The organism is Salibacterium qingdaonense, assembly GCF_900114715.1.
GTDB lineage: Bacteria > Bacillota > Bacilli > Bacillales > Marinococcaceae > Salibacterium > Salibacterium qingdaonense.
Genome location: NZ_FOTY01000007.1, coordinates 113990 through 132396 on the forward strand (window position 1 = coordinate 113990; position 18407 = coordinate 132396).

The 18407-nt window shown below is 49.5% G+C and carries 13 protein-coding genes and 2 pseudogenes; 7 read left to right on the forward strand and 8 right to left on the reverse strand.

What is annotated here, in order from left to right; all coding sequences use genetic code 11:
• Nucleotides 1-46: 46 nt before the first annotated feature.
• Nucleotides 47-1834 (forward strand): hypothetical protein, encoded by a 1788-nt coding sequence (locus BM058_RS08155; protein ID WP_143082996.1) that lies wholly within the window; start codon nt 47-49, stop codon nt 1832-1834.
• Between the two features lie 100 nt (nt 1835-1934).
• Here the strand turns inward: BM058_RS08155 and BM058_RS08160 are convergent, their stop codons facing one another.
• Nucleotides 1935-2603 (reverse strand): TraR/DksA C4-type zinc finger protein, encoded by a 669-nt coding sequence (locus tag BM058_RS08160; RefSeq protein ID WP_090926535.1) that lies wholly within the window; start codon nt 2601-2603, stop codon nt 1935-1937.
• Nucleotides 2604-2781: 178 nt separating this feature from the next.
• Between BM058_RS08160 and eutB the strand changes: the two genes are divergently transcribed.
• Complete coding sequence (eutB, locus tag BM058_RS08165; RefSeq protein ID WP_090926536.1) at nt 2782-3771, forward strand: hydroxyectoine utilization dehydratase EutB; 990 nt, start codon at nt 2782-2784, stop codon at nt 3769-3771.
• 408 nt (nt 3772-4179) lie between these two features.
• On the opposite strand, the gene BM058_RS08170 is transcribed toward eutB, so the two are convergent.
• The 7 genes and pseudogenes from BM058_RS08170 to BM058_RS08205 all read right to left on the reverse strand — a co-directional run.
• A complete protein-coding gene (locus tag BM058_RS08170; protein ID WP_090926537.1) occupies nt 4180-4620 on the reverse strand; it encodes an OsmC family protein in 441 nt (146 codons plus the stop codon).
• Between the two features lie 16 nt (nt 4621-4636).
• The gene (locus tag BM058_RS08175; RefSeq protein WP_177195478.1) at nt 4637-5728 is read right to left on the reverse strand and encodes an NAD(P)/FAD-dependent oxidoreductase; all 1092 of its coding nucleotides are present in this window, start codon (nt 5726-5728) and stop codon (nt 4637-4639) included.
• Between the two features lie 161 nt (nt 5729-5889).
• Entirely contained in the window at nt 5890-6537 is a 648-nt protein-coding gene (locus BM058_RS08180) for a class F sortase (protein WP_177195479.1), read from the reverse strand.
• A gap of 439 nt (nt 6538-6976) precedes the next feature.
• Nucleotides 6977-8347, reverse strand: a complete 1371-nt coding sequence (locus BM058_RS08185) for a copper amine oxidase (RefSeq protein WP_090926540.1) — start codon at nt 8345-8347, stop codon at nt 6977-6979.
• Nucleotides 8348-9159: 812 nt separating this feature from the next.
• Entirely contained in the window at nt 9160-9951 is a 792-nt protein-coding gene (locus tag BM058_RS08195; protein ID WP_090926542.1) for an anti-sigma factor, read from the reverse strand.
• Complete coding sequence (locus BM058_RS08200) at nt 9941-10510, reverse strand: RNA polymerase sigma factor (RefSeq protein WP_090926543.1); 570 nt, start codon at nt 10508-10510, stop codon at nt 9941-9943. The genes BM058_RS08195 and BM058_RS08200 overlap by 11 nt, the downstream gene beginning before the upstream one ends.
• A 179-nt stretch (nt 10511-10689) precedes the next feature.
• Nucleotides 10690-11268: pseudogene (locus BM058_RS08205) on the reverse strand (peptide-methionine (S)-S-oxide reductase); the annotation flags it as partial.
• A gap of 244 nt (nt 11269-11512) precedes the next feature.
• Here BM058_RS08205 and BM058_RS08210 point away from each other — a divergent pair.
• The 5 genes and pseudogenes from BM058_RS08210 to BM058_RS08230 form a co-directional block, all read left to right on the forward strand.
• Nucleotides 11513-12373 (forward strand): ZinT family metal-binding protein, encoded by an 861-nt coding sequence (locus BM058_RS08210; RefSeq protein ID WP_090926545.1) that lies wholly within the window; start codon nt 11513-11515, stop codon nt 12371-12373.
• 492 nt (nt 12374-12865) lie between these two features.
• Nucleotides 12866-13717 carry a BglG family transcription antiterminator LicT gene (gene licT, locus BM058_RS08215; RefSeq protein ID WP_090926546.1) on the forward strand — a complete coding sequence of 284 codons (852 nt, stop codon included), beginning with the start codon at nt 12866-12868 and terminating at the stop codon, nt 13715-13717.
• Nucleotides 13718-13858: 141 nt separating this feature from the next.
• Nucleotides 13859-15748, forward strand: a complete 1890-nt coding sequence (locus BM058_RS08220) for a beta-glucoside-specific PTS transporter subunit IIABC (protein WP_090926547.1) — start codon at nt 13859-13861, stop codon at nt 15746-15748.
• Between the two features lie 76 nt (nt 15749-15824).
• Nucleotides 15825-17297 carry a glycoside hydrolase family 1 protein gene (locus tag BM058_RS08225; RefSeq protein WP_090926548.1) on the forward strand — a complete coding sequence of 491 codons (1473 nt, stop codon included), beginning with the start codon at nt 15825-15827 and terminating at the stop codon, nt 17295-17297.
• Between the two features lie 701 nt (nt 17298-17998).
• Nucleotides 17999-18407, forward strand: a pseudogene (locus BM058_RS08230) (IS1380 family transposase); the annotation flags it as partial.

Here is an 18407-nt window from a genome sequence, read left to right on the forward strand (position 1 = left end):
AATCATGTTGCTCTTGGTATCGTTATCGTTTGCGGGTTACGCTGCGGTGTTATACACGAAATACCGTATTGCGCCGGCCGTCATCCCGCTGGTTCTGTTTACGGGAACGATTCTTATCCTGTTTCTAGGCGGAGTGCTGAACATCCTCACCGAGGCAACGTATGTGCTGTTTGGAATCGGGCTGCTCGCTTTCTGCCGGGCTGTCTATCTTTTCTTCCGGGACCGCAGCCTGTTTTCCGGTATACTGAGCCCGGGAGCTGTATTTTTTGCAGCAGGTTCTGCCTTTTTCATTCTGATGCTTCAGGATGAAATTTTTCTGCATTATGACAACTTCAGCCACTGGGGCTTGATTGTGAAAGAACTGTTTCAGTCAGGCAGCCTTCCCGGTGAATCCTCCATCATTACATATACCACGTATCCACCGGGATCGGCTCTGTTTGCCTACTATATCGTGTCATTCACCGGCTTTTCAGAAAGCATGGCCCTGATCGCCCAAGCGATTCTGATTACCGGGGCACTTACGCCATTGTTTCTTTTCTGCACCTGGAAAAAACCGGTCCACGCAGCGGCGGCATTGTTCATTCCGGCTGTTCTGCTGATGGTGAACAGTTCCAGCATTTTCAGTCTGCTTGTCGATCCACTGCTCGGCTATATAGCCGCAGCAGCGGTCGTCACCGCCTATTATTACCGGAATGACTGGAAAACGATGGGTGTGCTGCTGTTCCCGATGCTGTCCGCGCTTGTTCTTATTAAGGACAGCGGCAAAATCTTTCTCGCGTTTACCGTTTTATGGATGATTGCGTTGTTGATACGATACCTCTGGAAATATGGAAGAGGATGGAAAGAAACATGTCATTCCATGATTTGGAGTGTCGGCTGGACCATTTTGTTTCCGCTCGTTTTCAATCTGTTATGGTCCCGCTATATTGAACAAGCCTACAATACGTCAGAGTATGAAGACAGTAAATTCGCAATTACGGAAGAAACCCTTACCGATATCGACAAATCCCCGGAGTTCATCGATAATCTGCTTCCGATGGTCGTGAACGCGGGGCTGGATTTCTCCTCCCCTCTTGTACAGGGAATGGTGCTGGCTGATATCGCCGTTCTTTTGACTGTTGTCATCGTGAAGATTAAAGCGGGCCGGATACCGCTCTCTCTTCTGTATACGGCGCTCACTGCCAATATCTTTTATGTTATTTATATTGCGCTTCTTTATCTCATGTACCTCTATTTGATGCCCGAGGTGGAAGCGGAATACCTGGCGGGTTTTGACAGGTATCAGTCGTCGGTTGTTATTTTCTCCACCGGCATCATGATGGTCTTTACGATACGGACCTGGATGGAGCAGGCGGGTGAGTCTTTTTGGAACTGGATTACGGCTTCAGCCGCTGTACTCGCAGGTCTTCTCGTATTTATTCCTTACACAGGGGAAATACAGGCCTTTTTCCATCAGGAAAATTCAGAGGCCGCTCCGAGGAAGGCTGCGTCTTCGCTGTTAACTGATTTAAGGCAGGAAGAACCTATATCGGAAAACACACGCCTCACCATCATTAACGACCTCGGTGAATCCGACCGCGGTTTCCTGCGGCACTTGATGCGCTATGAACGGATGACAGCCAGTACTTTCGTTCATACACAGTGTTCAACCGGTGAACACCAGGAACAGCTGACAACCGATACCGAGAAGTCCGGCTACCTCATGGTGATCCAGATTACCTCCGAGATGCAGGAATGCCTTGATGAAGCCAGCGATGTAGAAGTTGATGATCCCGGACTGTACCGGATTGAAGAAGGAACCATTACATCCACCATCCAAACAGAAGACGGCTGATGCAGCCGTCTTCTTTCTTTTGGGTTATGAGGATCGGCGGAATACAGGAGGAAATCGGTGTTTTCAGGTTTTCACCGGCGAATGGACAGAGCTTTAGCCTTTACCTGCGAAGATACATGTTGGAGAAATCAATGTCCCGCTCTACATCAATCGGTCGTCCTTCACTATCTGTTACCGAGAATCCATCCATGATCTCCCCGCCGTCGTTTTCCTCCGAATCACTGCCGAACAGTCCATCGTAAGCTTCTGCCGGGGGATACATATTCTGCGGCGAATCCGACGTACCATAAAATGCCGTCTGATCCCAAGTTTGCTCGGCATCGAAACGTCCGTTTTCTATTTCCTCCATCTTCATGCCAGTGAATCCGCCCTTCCCGGGAATCAGTCTTTCTTCTTCCACCGGGCGGTATTCCTGTGCCATTTCTTCATTGGCATGCTGCACGCATCGCAGCGCCGTTGGTTCAGCTTCAAGCCGTTCAAACGGAATGTCTCTTCCACACGTTTCACACGTTCCATATGTCCCGTCGTCGATCGCCTTCAGTGCTTTTTTTACGCGAAGCATGCTGCGTTCTTCATGATCTTCCAGTGCCATATCTTTTTCCCGTTCATACAACCCTGTGGCTTGATCAGCAGGATGGTTGTCATAGTTGGAAAGTTCCCCCACTGTCTCCTGCGCAAAAGCCGTTTCCTGTTTTCCGTGTCCTGAATGCTGCTGCAATTCTTCCAGCAGCTGCCTGCGCATTTTTTGAAAAAATTCACTTGTTTTCACATGCCTCTTCCTTTCTGCCTTTTCCCCTAGTCTGTACGGATTGGCGCGTTTTGTTGTATCACAGTTTCTGGTATGACCTGAAGCTGTGCTGAAAGGAGAGTGGACATCTGCGTCGTCCGGCCTTTATTGTTTAAAGAGAAGGTAATACGGTCAAAAACTGGTATAAGGAGCAGATTGGATGAAAACCATAACCGTACGTGATGTCTGGATCGCAAGAAACCGGATACGGCAGACGCTTCCTCCCACTCCGCTGATCCCTTCCGCTGTTCTATCTGAAAAAACAGGGGTGCCGGTCTATCTGAAACTGGAACAGATGCAGCCAACCGGAGCATTCAAACTGCGGGGAGCTGTGAATATGATCACCTCGCTGCCCCCGGAGGAAAAAAAGCGGGGTGTTGTTACTTTTTCAACAGGAAACCACGGGTTTGCGACGGCTTACGCTGCTGCACAGGCAGGTATGAAGGCAGTGGTCTGTGTCTCAAGCCACGTGCCCGAAACAAAAATCCATGCGCTGGAAGCTGTCGGTGCGGAACTTCATATAGAAGGAGAAAGTCAGGACGAAGCAGCGAAAGTGTGTGCACGACTGCAGGAGGAAAAAGGGTACGTACTGATTCCCCCATTTGATCACCCGGCCATTATTGCCGGTCAGGGCACGATCGGGCTGGAGATTCTGGAAGAACTGCCGCAAGTACAGACTGTCGCTGCCGGCTTATCAGGCGGAGGACTTCTTTCAGGAATCGGACTTGTAATGAAAGAAACCGACCCCGCTGTACAGGTGGCCGGATTGTCCGTCAAAAAAGGAGCCGCCATGGATGACAGCATTCAGGCGGGCAGACCGGTAGCATCGCCGGAACATCCAACACACGCCGACAGCCTGCTCGGCGGCATTGGATCAGCCAATCGTTATACAATGCCTCTCATTACACAGTATGTGGACGAACGAATCCGCTTATCGGAAGAATCGATTGCCCGCGGTATGGCCTTTTTATATGAAACGCACCGCTTTGTAGTGGAGGGAGCGGCGGCTGTTGGTGTCAGCGCCCTTCTGGATGGGACCGTGAAACCAACAGGACCGGCTGTCGCTGTCGTCACGGGTAATAACGTAGGAATTCAGGAGCACCGGCAGGCTGTCCTGCCCTGGCTCTCCAATCAGCAGGATGCACCATAAAGACACGGCAGGAGTTATGGACACTCTGCGGCTGAAAGTGTCTGTAACCCTGAAGTAGTGGACACTTTTCCGAGCAAAATGTCCGGTAAAAATTTTTTGCGGACATTTTGCAGCGTTTCACACGCAGAAATGGGTGTAAAACCCGGATACTGGACATTTTACCGTTCCGTTTGTCTCTAACCTCCACATCCCCCGCCCGGCAGCATGTAAACCGCAGACACACTCTGCCGGTTCCTTTTTCACCCAGCGAACCAAAAACGGGGCCTGGCCCCCGGGTGATCTGCACACTGCGGGCCGCTGCCGGAAATGGCGGAGGTAAGTACCGCACGACGGACTGCACCACAACCACAAAAAACCCGGACGCTGCGGTCTCAAACCGTCGTCCGGGTCGTGATACATATTAATCTTCTATGCTTTTTCCCAGCTGGTATTCAGTTCTACACCCGCTGCCTGAAGTGTGGTGAATACTGGGCAGCGCTCATCGGTGAGACGTTTAAGTTCCTGAATCCTTTCATCGGACTCGCTCGTTTTCACTTTGGCGTGAAGAGTTACGGTCTGAAAATACGGGCGCACTCCTTCTACTCCCTGCATACCGCGGGGATCGATCTCGCCGGAAATATCAAAGGAAATTCCCTGAAGATCGAAATCCAGCTCTTTTGCGGCAAAATTGGCGACGACATTCTCGCAGCCGGCAAGAGACCCGAGCATGGTCGTTAAAGGATCCGGGGCACTATCATTTCCGCCCAGACTCCGGGGTTCATCAATCTCGATGCGGTGCGCTCCTGATTCTGCCACGGTTCTCATGTTTTCCGATTCTCCGGTAATATGAAAATTCATGTGTTGAGCCATGCTTTTTTCCTCCTTTTCAGGAACTGTATTCTTTCATAATATGCTTATCCAGCTTCTTCTTTTCTTTCCAGGCGTGTTTATTTATCGCCGCCCTGCTGCCGCGTCGGTACAGACCTGTCCCACTTCCCAGATTCAGTATCATCGCTTCCTTCTTCGGCGGCTTAAATGTTTTCAGTTTCGTTTTGCCGCGCAGCATGCGATTGAGGTTTTCTTCCAGCACTTGTGCCTCCTGCGACGCCGTCATACTGCCTTTTGACACATCCGGTTCCTGCTGCAGCACCGTTGCGGCCCCAGTGCCGAACACGTGCGGATAACCGACTGTCTGCAGCGTGGAAGAAAGAAGCAGAAAGCCTTTGTCGTCCACCGGCAGATCAGCATAGTCAAATATGAGCGGCGGCTCCGCGCCATCCAGCCAGAGCATCTGACCGTATGGGAGAACTTTGCTTCCGGCGTAAATGACGTCTCCATCCATCCGCTCGACCGGCATATTCTCATACACAAGCAGGCCCCGGGCATCAAGAAGATCTCTTACATTTTCCCGTACTTCCTTTTTCTCTTCCGGAAGGACAGGTCCGCTCGTGACCAGGGTCACCGGTGTCTTCTTCCTGTTCGCCTGACGCCATGCCTGCAGCGAAAGAGCAAGCTCCACTCCAAAAGCAACGCCGCCGGCAATAACAGGATATTCCGTGTGCTGCATGCTCGCCGTTGTCATCGGTATTTCTTCATGTGGATTTATAAACAAAGCATGCTCGCGTACCCCTGGAATGGATCCCGTTTCCTGCCGCATTCCCATTCCAACAGAAATAAGGTCAAACGAAACAGACCTGCCGCTTTCGGTTAATACCGTTTTTCTATTTTGATCCACTGCAGTTACTTTCTCTTCCAGAAAACGGCCGCCGTTTCTTTGACAGAAATCCGCCAAGTCGACACGGATGTCTTCCAGACTGTACCGGCCTTCCATGTACGGCCCCATCATTTCCGGAAAATATTTGTAGCGTGAAGGTGAAATCAATGTCCATTCCGTATCGCCCGGGGCGTGCTTTCTCCAATTTTTCAGAACGGAAAGGTTGGCATATCCCGCTCCCACAAACAAGACTTGGTTACTCACTATGTGCTCCTCCTTTTTTAGTCAAAATCACAGGGAGAAAAAGAGCCCTGCAAATGTAAGTATCTACTGTCTATCTTCCTCTTTTCGACAGCTTACAAACATACACCTGCCCGGTGATCAGCAAGGAGCTGTGCGCGCAGCCTAAAAAAAGGGCCTCCGTATCAGGAGGCGCCCGCCGCGTCTTCTTCATGGACCGCGTTTACGACAAGTCTTTTTTCATGTGTGCCGGCATTTTCATTAAATTCTCCCGTGCAGGTGATTAATTTCAGCTGTTTTCGATACGACCACCCAAATATTTCTTCCACGGGGGCATTGCTGCGGTCATACTTTTTTTGGTTTTGGACAATGTATGTCTCCTGTTCTCCATCTTCTCCCGTTACGATGATCTCATCCCCGGTTTTCAGTTTTTTTAGTTCAAAGAAAACCGCAGGACCTATTTTACTGTCTACGTGTCCGGCAAGAACAGCACTCCCCTGCTCTCCGGGACGGTATCCGGGCCCGTACCAGCCCACGTCTTCCACACTTTCCGGCTCCGCCATTTTGCCGCCTGGCAGACGGCCGACCTTGTTAACCGCTGCCTCCACCGAAATGGCCGGAATAGTCACTGCAGCTGGTATGATTCCCTGTTTCTTTTTCTCATCCGTTTCTTCTGCCATACCAGCTTCTAATGTCTCGGACAACGAGGTTTTCTCTGTTGTTTGTGATGTCTGCTCTGCTGTCTGCTCCGTTCCGTCAGCGTTTTCGGCCGTACCGGATGTACAGCCGGTCAGCAGAAAAAGCAGAAGGAACATACCTATAATCTGTTTCATCGAACATCTCCTTCCGAAAGGACAGGCCTTTATCAACATGGCTTTGCCGGCACGCCGGGGTGATGCTGCGGGCGGGGTGTTCCCCAAAAAATACAAGCGCGGCATCTGGAGCCGGGCAGCGGTTGTTCCGGCGCGGATCAACTCCGTGAACACTACATCGCCCGATAATATACATAGTGTCCACAAAAGAAGGTTCGGGCGATACTAAGACCAGCCCGCCTGGAGTTAGTGTCCATGGGTCTCCGCCGGCACCCACTACATCCTGATTTCAGCGGCGTACTATCCACTATACGGTGATCCGTGGACACTACATTTTTATTTTTCAATGGTAGTGTCCACGGCCTGCGCCTTATTTCCGCTGAATCCGCCGCCCTCTATTCCTGCCTGTGATGAAAAGAGAGCTGCATCTTTTGATACAGCCCCTCTTTTCCGTTGTTTATTACGCTTTTTTCCGGCGGTAACCGATAAAGAGTCCGGCGGATACGATCATCATGGAACTCCAAGCTATCACCCACGCGTCTGTGCCGGATGAATCGCTCGTTCCGCCCATTCCTGTTTTCGGCATTTCAGACGGCATCTCTGCTTCAAAATCAGCAGGGTGCTGACTCACAATCGCTCCGGACAGACTCTCTCCGACGCCAAACATGTGGCCGTAAGCTTCTCTCATCTGATCATAGGCCATGTCATAGTCGCCGGCTGTATAACTGTCAAACGAGCCGGTCAGTTGATCGACGTGCATCTGCAGTCCCTGCGCCAGGTTATCAGCATTCAGTTCTCCTTCGGTTGCTGTCTCCAGAAACTTGGAAAATTCCATTCTATAGTCATCCAGATTGGACATTGCCTGTTCTTTTGCCTCTTCATCCCCTGCTTCTGCTGCTTCAACGTAATCTACAAAATATCCAATGTGCTCTTCCCACATCATTTTAAAATCGCTTTCGGCCTGTTCACCGTACACCGAACCGATTTGGGCGGCAAGGTCCTCGGTATTGCCCTGAAGCGCAGCAGCCGCGTTTTCAAAGTCTTCCGCGCCGTCTCCGCCTTTTTGCATCGCAAGGACAGCCAAAGCGGCGTGTTCAGAAAGGGTATGATTCAGGTCTGCCCGAAGATCTGCAGCCGGCGTGGCCGGGTTTGTATTTTCGAAATCTTCAGGAAATTGGTTCGTTACAGCGGTGGACAATCCTTTTCCTACGCCATACATATGCTCCATGCTGTCACGGAGATCACTGTACGCTTCTTCATAATTGCCCGCTTCATAGTTATCAAACGAACCGATCAACTGGTTCACATGCATCTGAAGTCCCTCGGCGAGAGCCGATGCTTCGAGGCGTTCATTGGTTGCTGTCTCCAGAAACTCCGAGAAATCCGCGCGGTAATTATCGAGCGCATTCAATGCTTCCTCCTGCGCCGCATCATTGTCTTCTGCGGAAGCGTTCACGTAATCCACAAAATATCCGATGTGTTCCGACCACATGCTGTTAAACTGTTCTCCAGCTTCTTCTCCGTACACAGAAGCGATGGCCCCGGTTAAATCTTCTGTATTATCCTCCAGCGCCGAGGCGGCTGCATCAAAATCTTCCGCGCCGTCTATGCCTTTTTGCATCGTGAGAACGGCCAGATAAGCGTGTTCCGACAAATACTGGTCCAATGTCGCCCGCAGATCCGCCGCCGGTGTCGATACGGACGGTCCCATCTCTTCTGCTTTGGTTTGTGTTTTTGCTTCCTCCCCGTGTTCAGCTGCCAGGCCTGGAGCGGCCGGCACCATGATAGCTGCCGCTAACGGAATCATTGTCATTGTTCGTTTTAGATTCATCTTCCATCACTCCTTTAAAATGGTTTCACCCAGTTAACGCACCAAAAGGGCGATTGGATCATCATGATTTTAAATTTTTTCTGACCCGCCCCAGCATTTAATGAAAAGATACCGGGACAAAAGATACCGATGCGCAGGAAAACACGAAAGTCTTGAGCCGCTGTTTTAGGAGTCACATAGCAGCGGAGCCAAAATGCTTCGGCTTCGGCTCCTGCTCCGAACAGCATAAACCGCGGGTACCCCGCAGGATGTGCGGTCAGGACCGGCGTCCGCGCGTGACATACTTCCACAGAATAATAACGTTTATGGAGGCGTTGGTTACCTTATGACTATTCATCCCACATTTCACGCAGCGACGCGGGCTTTTTGCTGCATCGGTCCGTTCGTTCCCCCGATGAACGCAGTCTCGATCCGTTCATGATGACGTTTACCAGGGCTGGAAAACCTCTAAAGTGCCTTATGAATCATTCATAGTGACGTTTATGGGGGCATCGAATACTATAAAGTGCCTCAGGCAATGTCCCCAACGACGTTTCCGGGGGATCGTAACCCCCTGAAGTGCCTTAGAACCCATTCCCAACGAACATCCGTCCCCCAACTTGGACAAAACAAACAAATATACAGGCTGGCACCGTGATCCTATCGCAGAGCAGGTCAGATGCGGTTTAGATTCCGGCAAATGGGCAACGAAAAATGCCGAACGATTTTTTAAAATCGTTCGGCATTTTTCTATCTTATACAGGTTTTGTCCCAGACTCTTTCGCATACGTTGTTTCACGCTGCGTTCTGCTCTTATAGTGTCTGGACTGTTATCAAGACCACTCAGCCTGCATAACAACTTCGCCCTGGGGCTGTTCATTACCCGGCTGCGGTTCTTTCGATACGGCTACCGCATCCCAGTCCCTCTGTCTGTTTTCCAGTTTATACAGCACTCCGCCGACTCCTGCTTCATCCGTCGTAAAGGATCCTGCCGGTACAGGTGTACCATCTTCAAACAACCATACCTGATACACTTCTTCATTCGTCAGTGCTTCCAGGTTCTGTGCTTGAACGAGAAGTTCGGCTGAGTCGTTTTGCCGCACAAGGGCGGCTGTTCCCACGCTCTGCCCTTCATCTGAAGGGAGAAATGCTGCTGTCTGAATCGACTCCTGCGCACCGGGGGAAGTGCCGCTTTCTTCCTCCTGCAGATCCGACAACGCGGTCCGGGTATCCGATAACTCCTGCTCGAGTTCCTGATTCTCCGACGAAAGGTTTTGAAGCTGGGACGTCGTATAAATATTCATACCGAGCGAAAGAAGGAGACCGGCAGCAAGCGCGGTTCCCACCGTTTTCGTCCTGCTCCATGTTTTTTTGGCGGTGACACGTGCAGGTTCTTCTTTTTGCTCCTCTTCCAGCACGTGACCTAGAACCCGGCCTTTTAACCCATCAGGTGGATCGACCTGTTTCACGTGAAACGAAATGCCGCCCGCGGCCTCTTCTAGTTCCTGAAGTTCTTCGCGGCACGTTTCACATTCCTGAAGGTGCTGTTCAAATGCCTGTTTTTCTTCTTCGGTCAGCCGGTCATTGATGTAATCGATGAGATGATGGCATGTGTTATTTTCCATGGTCGATCCCCCTTTCTTCCGCCAGATTTTCTTTGAGTTTCTGCAGGGCCAGCCGAATTCTTCCTTTCACGGTTCCAAGAGGAATATCACAGGCATTCGAGATTTCCTGCTGGGAATATCCTTGAAAATAAAACAGGCAGATCATGCGCTGCTGGGCATCGGGCAGCGTATGAATGGCGCTTTGCAGTTCATCGCGCTCTTCTTTGCTTTCGATTTCCTGTTCTACTCCGGGCATCTCTTCATGACGGGAATCCCGCTCTTCCCATTCCACTTCCTGTGTTTTGTTTTTGCGGTTTCGGTCGATGGACGCGTTGCGGGTCACCGTAAGCAGCCAGCTTGAAAATTTCCCCTTTTCTTCCCTGTACTGCCCGGATCCTTTGTCTTTCCACAGCTTCAAAAACACGTCCTGCATGACTTCTTCAGAAGCCTGGGAATCGTTTGTCATTCGAAAAGCAAAGGAATAAAGAAGCCTCTCGTATCTGTCATACAGCATTTCAAGCGCTTCCCGGTCCCGCTCCCGGATGCGGTCATACAACTCCTTATCGGTCGGTTTGTTCATATACGTATCTCCTTTGACACTTCTGGAGAACCATTCATCCAGTTAACGTTAACATGAGGGCATTGGATGTATTATGCCTGACATATCCTCCAAAAGGCTCAGTTTCTTACTATTGTTATTCCCTCTGTGCTGCCATATATAAAGAGAATCTGTTGAACCCCGCGACATGTTGTGAATGATCACCAGCGTACCGCATCCAGTACCTGAAATGTCCGGTGTTTCTGTTCCGGACTCCATCCCCAGCTTTTTATTTCACGTTTCAGTTCCTTCATGGAAGAACGTCCCCTCACGAAGCCATTGAGCCTTGCCGTCACCGCCGAATCCCGGAACGATGCTTCATCGGGATATAACGCGGAGAGGGTCTGCACGGCTTTTTTATACCGGCGCAGGAAATACTTCTGATGATAATCTTCCGCTGTATAAAAAGTGGTCCGTGCCTTTATTTCTGTCTGCACCGTCTGGCCCAGCTCTTTTTCCAATGCTGCTTTGGAAGCCAGTGCTTTTTCTTTCTGCTCGTCGTTATCATACATCAACAGCGACATATATTGACGTTTTCCGAACGGACTTGTCCCGGTGGGATTATGACTCTGCCAGAAAAGATCCAATAGTTCATCATAACGTATGATGGAAGGGTCAAACATAATCTCCAGGGATTCGGTATGATCCCCTATCTTTTTGTACGTCGGTTCCGGCGTCGTTCCGCCTGAAAAACCGGTCCGTGTGCGGTATACTCCTTCAAGCTGCCCAAACTGGGCATCAGGTCCCCAGAATCAACCGAGTCCAAATACTGCGGTTTCCATGGTGGTCTCCCCCTTGTACATGATTATCCTTTCAGTTTAAAGGACTCTACTTCCCAATGCAAAAACGGTTCCGCCCCTTTTTCCCTCCATTCCTAAAATATTTTGTGAAAAAACGATCAATCTACTATTGAAATAAGAATCAAGTATCGATACAATGAAAATCGTAACTATTACGATTTAAATGAGGGAGGATGTATTTTTCATGAAAACACTACTTAAGTACGCCCTGTTCGTGTTTGCTGTCGGTTTGATTCTGGCAGGCTGCGGACAAGACGATTCAAGCGGGGAGTCATCATCGGGGTACGAATCAACAGAGTCTGCTGAATCAGAACAGACATCCGGAAGCCCGGAAGAAAATGAATCTTCCAATTCTTCTGATTCCTCTGAATCATCAGAATCAGAGGAGCAGAGTTCCGAAAGCGCCTCGTCATCCGAAGAACATTCCCATGACCACAGTCACGGGGAAGATGAGGAACATAATCACAGCCACGGGGACGGGCACAACCACAGCATGAGTGAAGAAGAGCAGGAGATTTACAATGGATACTTTGAAGACAGCCAGGTGAAAGACCGGTCCCTGTCCGACTGGGAAGGTGACTGGCAGTCGGTTTACCCTTACCTGCAGGACGGCACACTCGATGAAGTATTCTCCCATAAAGCAGAAGAAGAAGGAGAGAAAACGGCGGAAGGGTATAAAGAATATTACACCACAGGATACAAAACAGACGTAGACCGCATTGTCATTGACGGGCAGAATGTCATGTTCCATAAAAACGGGGAGGAAATGTCTGCGGATTATGCCTATGACGGCTACGAAATTCTGGAATACGAGGCAGGAAACAGAGGCGTCCGCTACATCTTCAAAAAAGAAGGCGATTCTGGTGAGGCCCCCGGTTACATCCAGTTCAGTGACCACGGCATTGCCCCAAAAGATGCCTACCACTACCATCTCTACTGGGGGGACGACCGCCAGGAGCTTCTTGAAGAAGTGACCCACTGGCCTACGTATTATCCGTCCGATTTAAGCGGAGAGGAAATTGTCCAGGAAATGAAAGCACACTAGAAGGTGAATGCGATAAGGAACGGAGCGGGGAACTAATCCCGCTCCGTCTTTTATGTTGGCTGGTAAATCCGCATATTCGGCTTGTATATCTTCTTACTTGGCATGTAAATGAGCCTATTTGGCTTGTAAGAAAGGACTCGACAGGTATTACCCTCAGCTTGGCAGGTAAATCACGGTATTTGGCATGTAAACGGCAGAGTTTGGCTGGTACGCTCCTTTTAAGGCTTACAGCCACCGGGAATTCTCGAAAAACAGCACCAGTATCCATCGTTTGAATCGGTGTCGTATCCATCTAATTGTTCCAGGATTTCTTTATCATTGACAGGACGAATGGCTTATGATTAAATAATAAATAACCGCTTACAAAAACAGGATCACTTAGGATTGTAACTGTTCAGCAGGCAAAACCTAAATTTTTTCATACGCCTCGGGTGCAGTATGGATAAATTTAGGTTTTTTATTTGCTGCAAGAAAGAAAAAAGGACGGTCCTTATGAAGATTAAGAAAGTGTACAACAATAATGTCATATTGACCGAGAACGAACAGGGACAGGAGATGGTCGTCATGGGACGGGGGCTCGCTTTCGGGCAGCAGAAGGGAGACGTAGTCCATGACGATAAAGTAGAGAAAACGTTCGTTTTGGAAGACCACGCGGTATCGGAGAAGCTGGCGGAGCTTCTAAAAGATGTTCCGGAGAAGTTTCTGAAACTGTCAGAACAGATTATATCCATGGCCAAGCAGGAGCTGGGCGTTAAACTGGATGATTATCTGTATGTTGCCCTGACCGACCATTTAAACTTCGCCCTCCACCGGCATAAACAAGGACTTCGCCTGCAGAATGCACTTTCCTGGGAGATCCGAAAGTATTACCGGGCAGAATTTGAAGTAGCCCTGAAAGCGCTTGATATCATTCGGGAAGAAACGGGAATGGAACTTGAAGAAGATGAAGCGGCATCCATCACCCTTCACCTCGTTAACAGCCAGATGTCGGGAGAAAAGCTGGATTCCATCGTACAGGTTGTAACGATAGTGAATGACCTGCTGACGATTGTGAAGTACCACTTCGGTATTGAACTGGATGAAAAATCACTGAATTACGAGCGGTTTGTCACTCACCTGCGCTTCTTTGCCTGGCGTCTGATCCGGAATGAACGGGCAAGCTACGACACGGGAGACGATTTTCTTTTCAACCAAGTGAAACAGCAGTACCGTCAAGCCTATGAATGCAGCCGCAAAATGGCAGCTTACATGGAAAACACGTATGAATGGACGGTTTCCAAAGACGAAATGATTTATCTTACCGTTCACGTGCACCGGGTGACATCCCGGGCCACAATGGAATAACGAGAAATAATCAGGATTGTAACTGAGCAGCAGGCAAAACCTGAGTTGAACTCCACGCAGAAGACGCATGTGTCTGTTTTCTGCGTGGACTCAGCTCAGGTTTTTTTATTTTCATATAGATCAAGAAAGGGGAGAGTTGTCATGAAAAAAGATTTCCAATCGCTCGCCGGTTCCATTATTGAAAACGTCGGCGGCGAAGAGAACGTGCAGTCTGTGTATCACTGTGCCACCAGGCTCCGTTTCATACTGCATGACAATGAGAAAGCGGACAAACAGACGGTGGATGATCTGGAAGGAGTCCTTCAGGTCGTGGAAAGCGGCGGTCAGTTCCAGGTTGTTATCGGCAATGAAGTGTCCGATGTGTACAAGGCCATCACAAAAACAACAAGTCTTGGAGAAGAAAGCAGCGGCGGTGGCGGAAATGAAGAAAAAGGAAGTTTGTTCAACCGCGCCATCGATATTATCGCCGGTATTTTCACTCCGATTCTCGGGGCACTTGCCGGTGCCGGGATCTTTAAGGGACTGCTTGCTGTTCTGGAGTCCACCAACCTGCTTGCCACCGACAGCGGCACGTATCAGATTCTGAATGCGGCGTCAGACAGCTTGTTTTACTTTCTTCCATTTTTGCTTGCCGTAACCGCGGCACGAAAATTTGAAGGCGATCCCTATGTTGCTCTTGTTATTGCGGGTGCGTTATTCTACCCCGACCTGATTACGTTCGGTGAGGAACAAGGAACAATGTCGTTTCTCGGCATCCCGGTCATCATGGCAGATTACTCCACGTCGGTGATTCCGATATTAATTTCCATTTATATTATGTCGAAGTTTCAAGGTGTGCTGAATAACTGGCTGCATTCCAGCATCCGGATGTTTTTCACACCGCTCATTCTGCTTCTGGTCATGGTACCGTTAACCTTGGCAGCGTTCGGTCCGGTTGGTACAGTGATCAGCGGATGGCTCGCGGATGGATATACGTTTGTATTTGATCTCAGTCCTGTTATCGCTGGTATCATCATGGGTGTTTTCTGGCAGGTTCTTGTCATCTTCGGTCTGCACTGGGGATTTGTTCCGATTGGTATCAACAATATTTCCGTATACGGGGAAGACACCTTTTCAGCAATCATTGCCCCGGCTGTGTTTGCCCAGGCCGGCGCCGCTCTCGGCGTATGGCTGAAAACAAGACAGACCGGCGTAAAAGCTATCGCTGGACCAGCTGCCATTTCTGGTCTGTTCGGAGTCACGGAGCCGGCCATTTACGGGATTAACCTACGATATAAGCGCCCGTTTGTACTCGGCGCTGCAGCAGGTGGTGCCGGCGGTGCCATCGTCGGTTTGTCCGGTGCTACTGCTCTTGCCGTAGGTCTGCCGGGGCTTACAACCCTTCCTATTTATTTCGGAGAAGGGTTCGCCCTCTTCTGCGTGGCGATTGCTGTGTCATTTGTCCTGGCAGCCGTTCTGACCTTTTTCTTCGGATACAGTGATGCAAGAGATGGGGGAGATGAAGAAGATACCAAAAGCAGCACGTCCGGCAGTCAGGATACAGATGAAAAGACACCTTCTGCGGCCGGTAGTGAATCACAGCACACGATAAGCAGTCCGCTGGAAGGCGCTGTCATCCCCCTTGGAGAAGTGAATGATGCAGCCTTTTCTTCCGAAGCTCTCGGTAAAGGTGTTGCTGTCATTCCTGTAAGTGGAAAACTATATGCGCCGGCGGACGGCACCATCAGTACTGTCTTCCCGACCAAGCATGCATACGGCCTGACGACAGAAGCCGGTGTTGACATCCTCATGCATATCGGACTGGACACGGTACAATTGGATGGACAGCATTTCACGTCCCACGTGCAGCAGGACCAGGTAGTGAAAAAAGGCGAACTGCTTGCAGAATTTGATGTAGAAGGCATCAAGAACAACAGCTTTGACATCGCTACGCCGGTTATTATTACAAACAGCGGCGATTACTACGATATACTCGGCGATACCGACGGCAACGTCACGCCCGGTGACCCCGTACTTTCGATTATACGCTGAATGACTTACAGGCCCGTGCCGGCCTCAACCGGTTGGTGCGGCTCCCTGTTTACCAACAAAAAGGAGTGAGTGAACTATGACATTTCAACCACATTTCCCGCAGGGTTTTCTATGGGGCGGGGCCACATCCGCCAACCAGGTGGAAGGCGCCTACAACCTTGGAGGCAAAGGACTATCGACTGCTGATGTTGTTGAATTCGTAGAACCGGAAGACCGGACAAGCATGAAAATTCCATTTCCAAGCCTTGATGAAATCCGCCATATTCTCGACACCGAAAACGACCGTGTTTTCCCGAAACGATTTGGTATCGACTTTTATCATAATTACAAAGAAGACATTGCGTTGATGAAAGAGCTCGGTTTTAAAACGTTCCGGATTTCGATCGGCTGGGCACGCATCTTCCCGACCGGTACGGAATCCGAGCCGAATGAAGAAGGCCTCGCTTTTTATGATAATGTCTTTGACGAGATGCAAAAGCACGGGATTGAACCGCTCGTGACATTATCCCATTATGAAATTCCGCTCCATCTTTCCCGCGAATATGGCGGGTTTTACAGCCGGGAAGTCGTCGATTATTTTGTTCATTATGCAAGAACCGTCTTTCAACGCTATAAAGACAAAGTAAAATACTGGATCACTTTTAATGAAATCAATTCATTGTTAATGGCCCCTTATATCGGAACAGGGCTTGTGCAGGATTTCGTGCCGGAAGGAAGGCTTCTGGAAGCGCAATACCAAGCCGCACACCACCAGCTCGTGGCAAATGCCAGAGCCATTGAAGCCTGCCACCGCATCATTCCGGACGCAAGCATCGGCTGCATGGTCATCGGCATGATCAATTATCCGAACAGTCCGCACCCGGAAGACGCATCCGCGGCGCATAATGACATGCAGAAAACATTCTTTTTCACGGATGTCTTCACCCGCGGCGGTTATCCGTTCTATATGAAGCGTTTCTTTGCCGAACATGATATCCATATTAAGATGGAACTTGGAGATGAAAGACTGCTCCGCGAAAATACGGTCGACTTCATTCCGTTCAGCTACTACATGTCAGGAGTCTCCGCCCGTCCGGAACAAGGCGGGGAAAAAGCCGGCGGCAACCTGATTTCAGGGCTCAAAAATCCGTATCTCGAAGCATCGGACTGGGGCTGGCAGATTGATCCGGCCGGTCTGCGCACCCTGCTGAACATGTTCTATGAACGCTACGAAACACCGCTGTTCATCGTGGAAAATGGACTCGGCGCCTTCGATAAAGTCGAGGAAGACGGCAGTATCCACGACCCGTACCGTATTGATTATCTACGCAGCCACATTGAACAGATGAAAGAAGCAGTCGGCGACGGCGTGGACCTGTGGGGCTACACGACGTGGGGACCGATTGATCTTGTCAGCTTCTCGACTTCCGAAATGTCGAAGCGCTACGGCTTCATCTATGTGGACCAGGACGATTACGGCAACGGCAGCCTGAAACGTTCCAGAAAAGACAGTTTCTCCTGGTACCAGAAAGTTATCAAAACGAACGGAGAAGACCTGTCTTCCTCCTAAGATGTAAATGCAAAAAGACGGAGCGGGATTGTTATCCCGGGCTCCGTCTTTTTTGCGTTGGCATGTAAACCCGCACATTCGGCCGGTATTTCTTCTTACTTGGCTTGTAAACGAGCATATTTGGCATGTAAGAAAGGATTCGGATGGTATGGCCCTCCACTTGGCTCGTAAATCACGGCATTTGGCATGTAAACGGCAGAGTTTGGCCGATATATACACTTTTTTGAATCTCCAGCAGCCAGGGTTATCCTTCACGCTCTTCTATTACTAGACGGAAGTCACGCCTTGAGCGGCATCATCTTCTTTTGTTACCAACTGTTCCATTCCCTCAAAAAGACAGGTCCGCCTTCTCTACACATCTGACTGGAAACGTGCACAAAAGAGAAACCTGTCACTAATCAGCACTCTGATTTTCTTAAAATCCACTCCTCCATTACTTTCTATAAACCTTTTAATGAACATCACACAAAAATAGATTGTACTGTTATTCATTTCATTCTGTACATATCCTGAATCCGTGATGATATCTTTCGACATACCCTTCAAAACCTTGATAAAATAGGCGGTAAGATCCTATTCATCTTATTGAATGAATGCACCCGGAAGGTGAAAAAATGAAACGTCGATTTGATATCCAATGAACGGATGATTATATTATATCTGCCAGTGGACTTCTCTTGATAGGGGAACTCCTTCAATCCTTGAACTTACATAAACGTCTCCATTTCTTATCCATGCCCGGCTTAACATCGTCGGCCGCCATTTCCCATGGCGATGTCGTATACAGCTATCTCGGCCTTCTCTCTCAGGGGAAAAATGATTTTGACTGGATAGAAGAATCCCGCGGTGATGTGTTTTTTCAACAATCCCTCGGTCTTCAGGGAGTTCCGTCTTCCCCGACATTACGGCAGCGTTTCAATCAGCTGGCGCAGCATCCGGAAACCCTCCCGTTGATATGGGAGGAAAACACCCGATTCTTAAAACAACGGTCGTCTTCGCTTACTCCGACAGTTGTATCAACCGATACAACGCAGAAGGCGGACAATCTGTCTCTTCTTCCTCTTGATGTGGATCATTCTCCCTTTGATAACAGTGGAACCAAAAAAGAAG

What these genes read in the sequence shown, in the direction of transcription:
- BM058_RS08220 (WP_090926547.1), top strand. Translation starts at nt 13,859, where the DNA reads ATGAAAAAAGATTTCCAATCGCTCGCCGGTTCCATTATTGAAAACGTC.
- BM058_RS08210 (WP_090926545.1), top strand. Translation starts at nt 11,513, where the DNA reads ATGAAAACACTACTTAAGTACGCCCTGTTCGTGTTTGCTGTCGGTTTG.
- BM058_RS08185 (WP_090926540.1), bottom strand. Translation starts at nt 8,347, where the DNA reads ATGAATCTAAAACGAACAATGACAATGATTCCGTTAGCGGCAGCTATC.
- BM058_RS08195 (WP_090926542.1), bottom strand. Translation starts at nt 9,951, where the DNA reads ATGGAAAATAACACATGCCATCATCTCATCGATTACATCAATGACCGG.
- BM058_RS08170 (WP_090926537.1), bottom strand. Translation starts at nt 4,620, where the DNA reads ATGGCTCAACACATGAATTTTCATATTACCGGAGAATCGGAAAACATG.
- eutB (WP_090926536.1), top strand. Translation starts at nt 2,782, where the DNA reads ATGAAAACCATAACCGTACGTGATGTCTGGATCGCAAGAAACCGGATA.
- BM058_RS08225 (WP_090926548.1), top strand. Translation starts at nt 15,825, where the DNA reads ATGACATTTCAACCACATTTCCCGCAGGGTTTTCTATGGGGCGGGGCC.
- licT (WP_090926546.1), top strand. Translation starts at nt 12,866, where the DNA reads ATGAAGATTAAGAAAGTGTACAACAATAATGTCATATTGACCGAGAAC.
- BM058_RS08180 (WP_177195479.1), bottom strand. Translation starts at nt 6,537, where the DNA reads ATGAAACAGATTATAGGTATGTTCCTTCTGCTTTTTCTGCTGACCGGC.
- BM058_RS08200 (WP_090926543.1), bottom strand. Translation starts at nt 10,510, where the DNA reads ATGAACAAACCGACCGATAAGGAGTTGTATGACCGCATCCGGGAGCGG.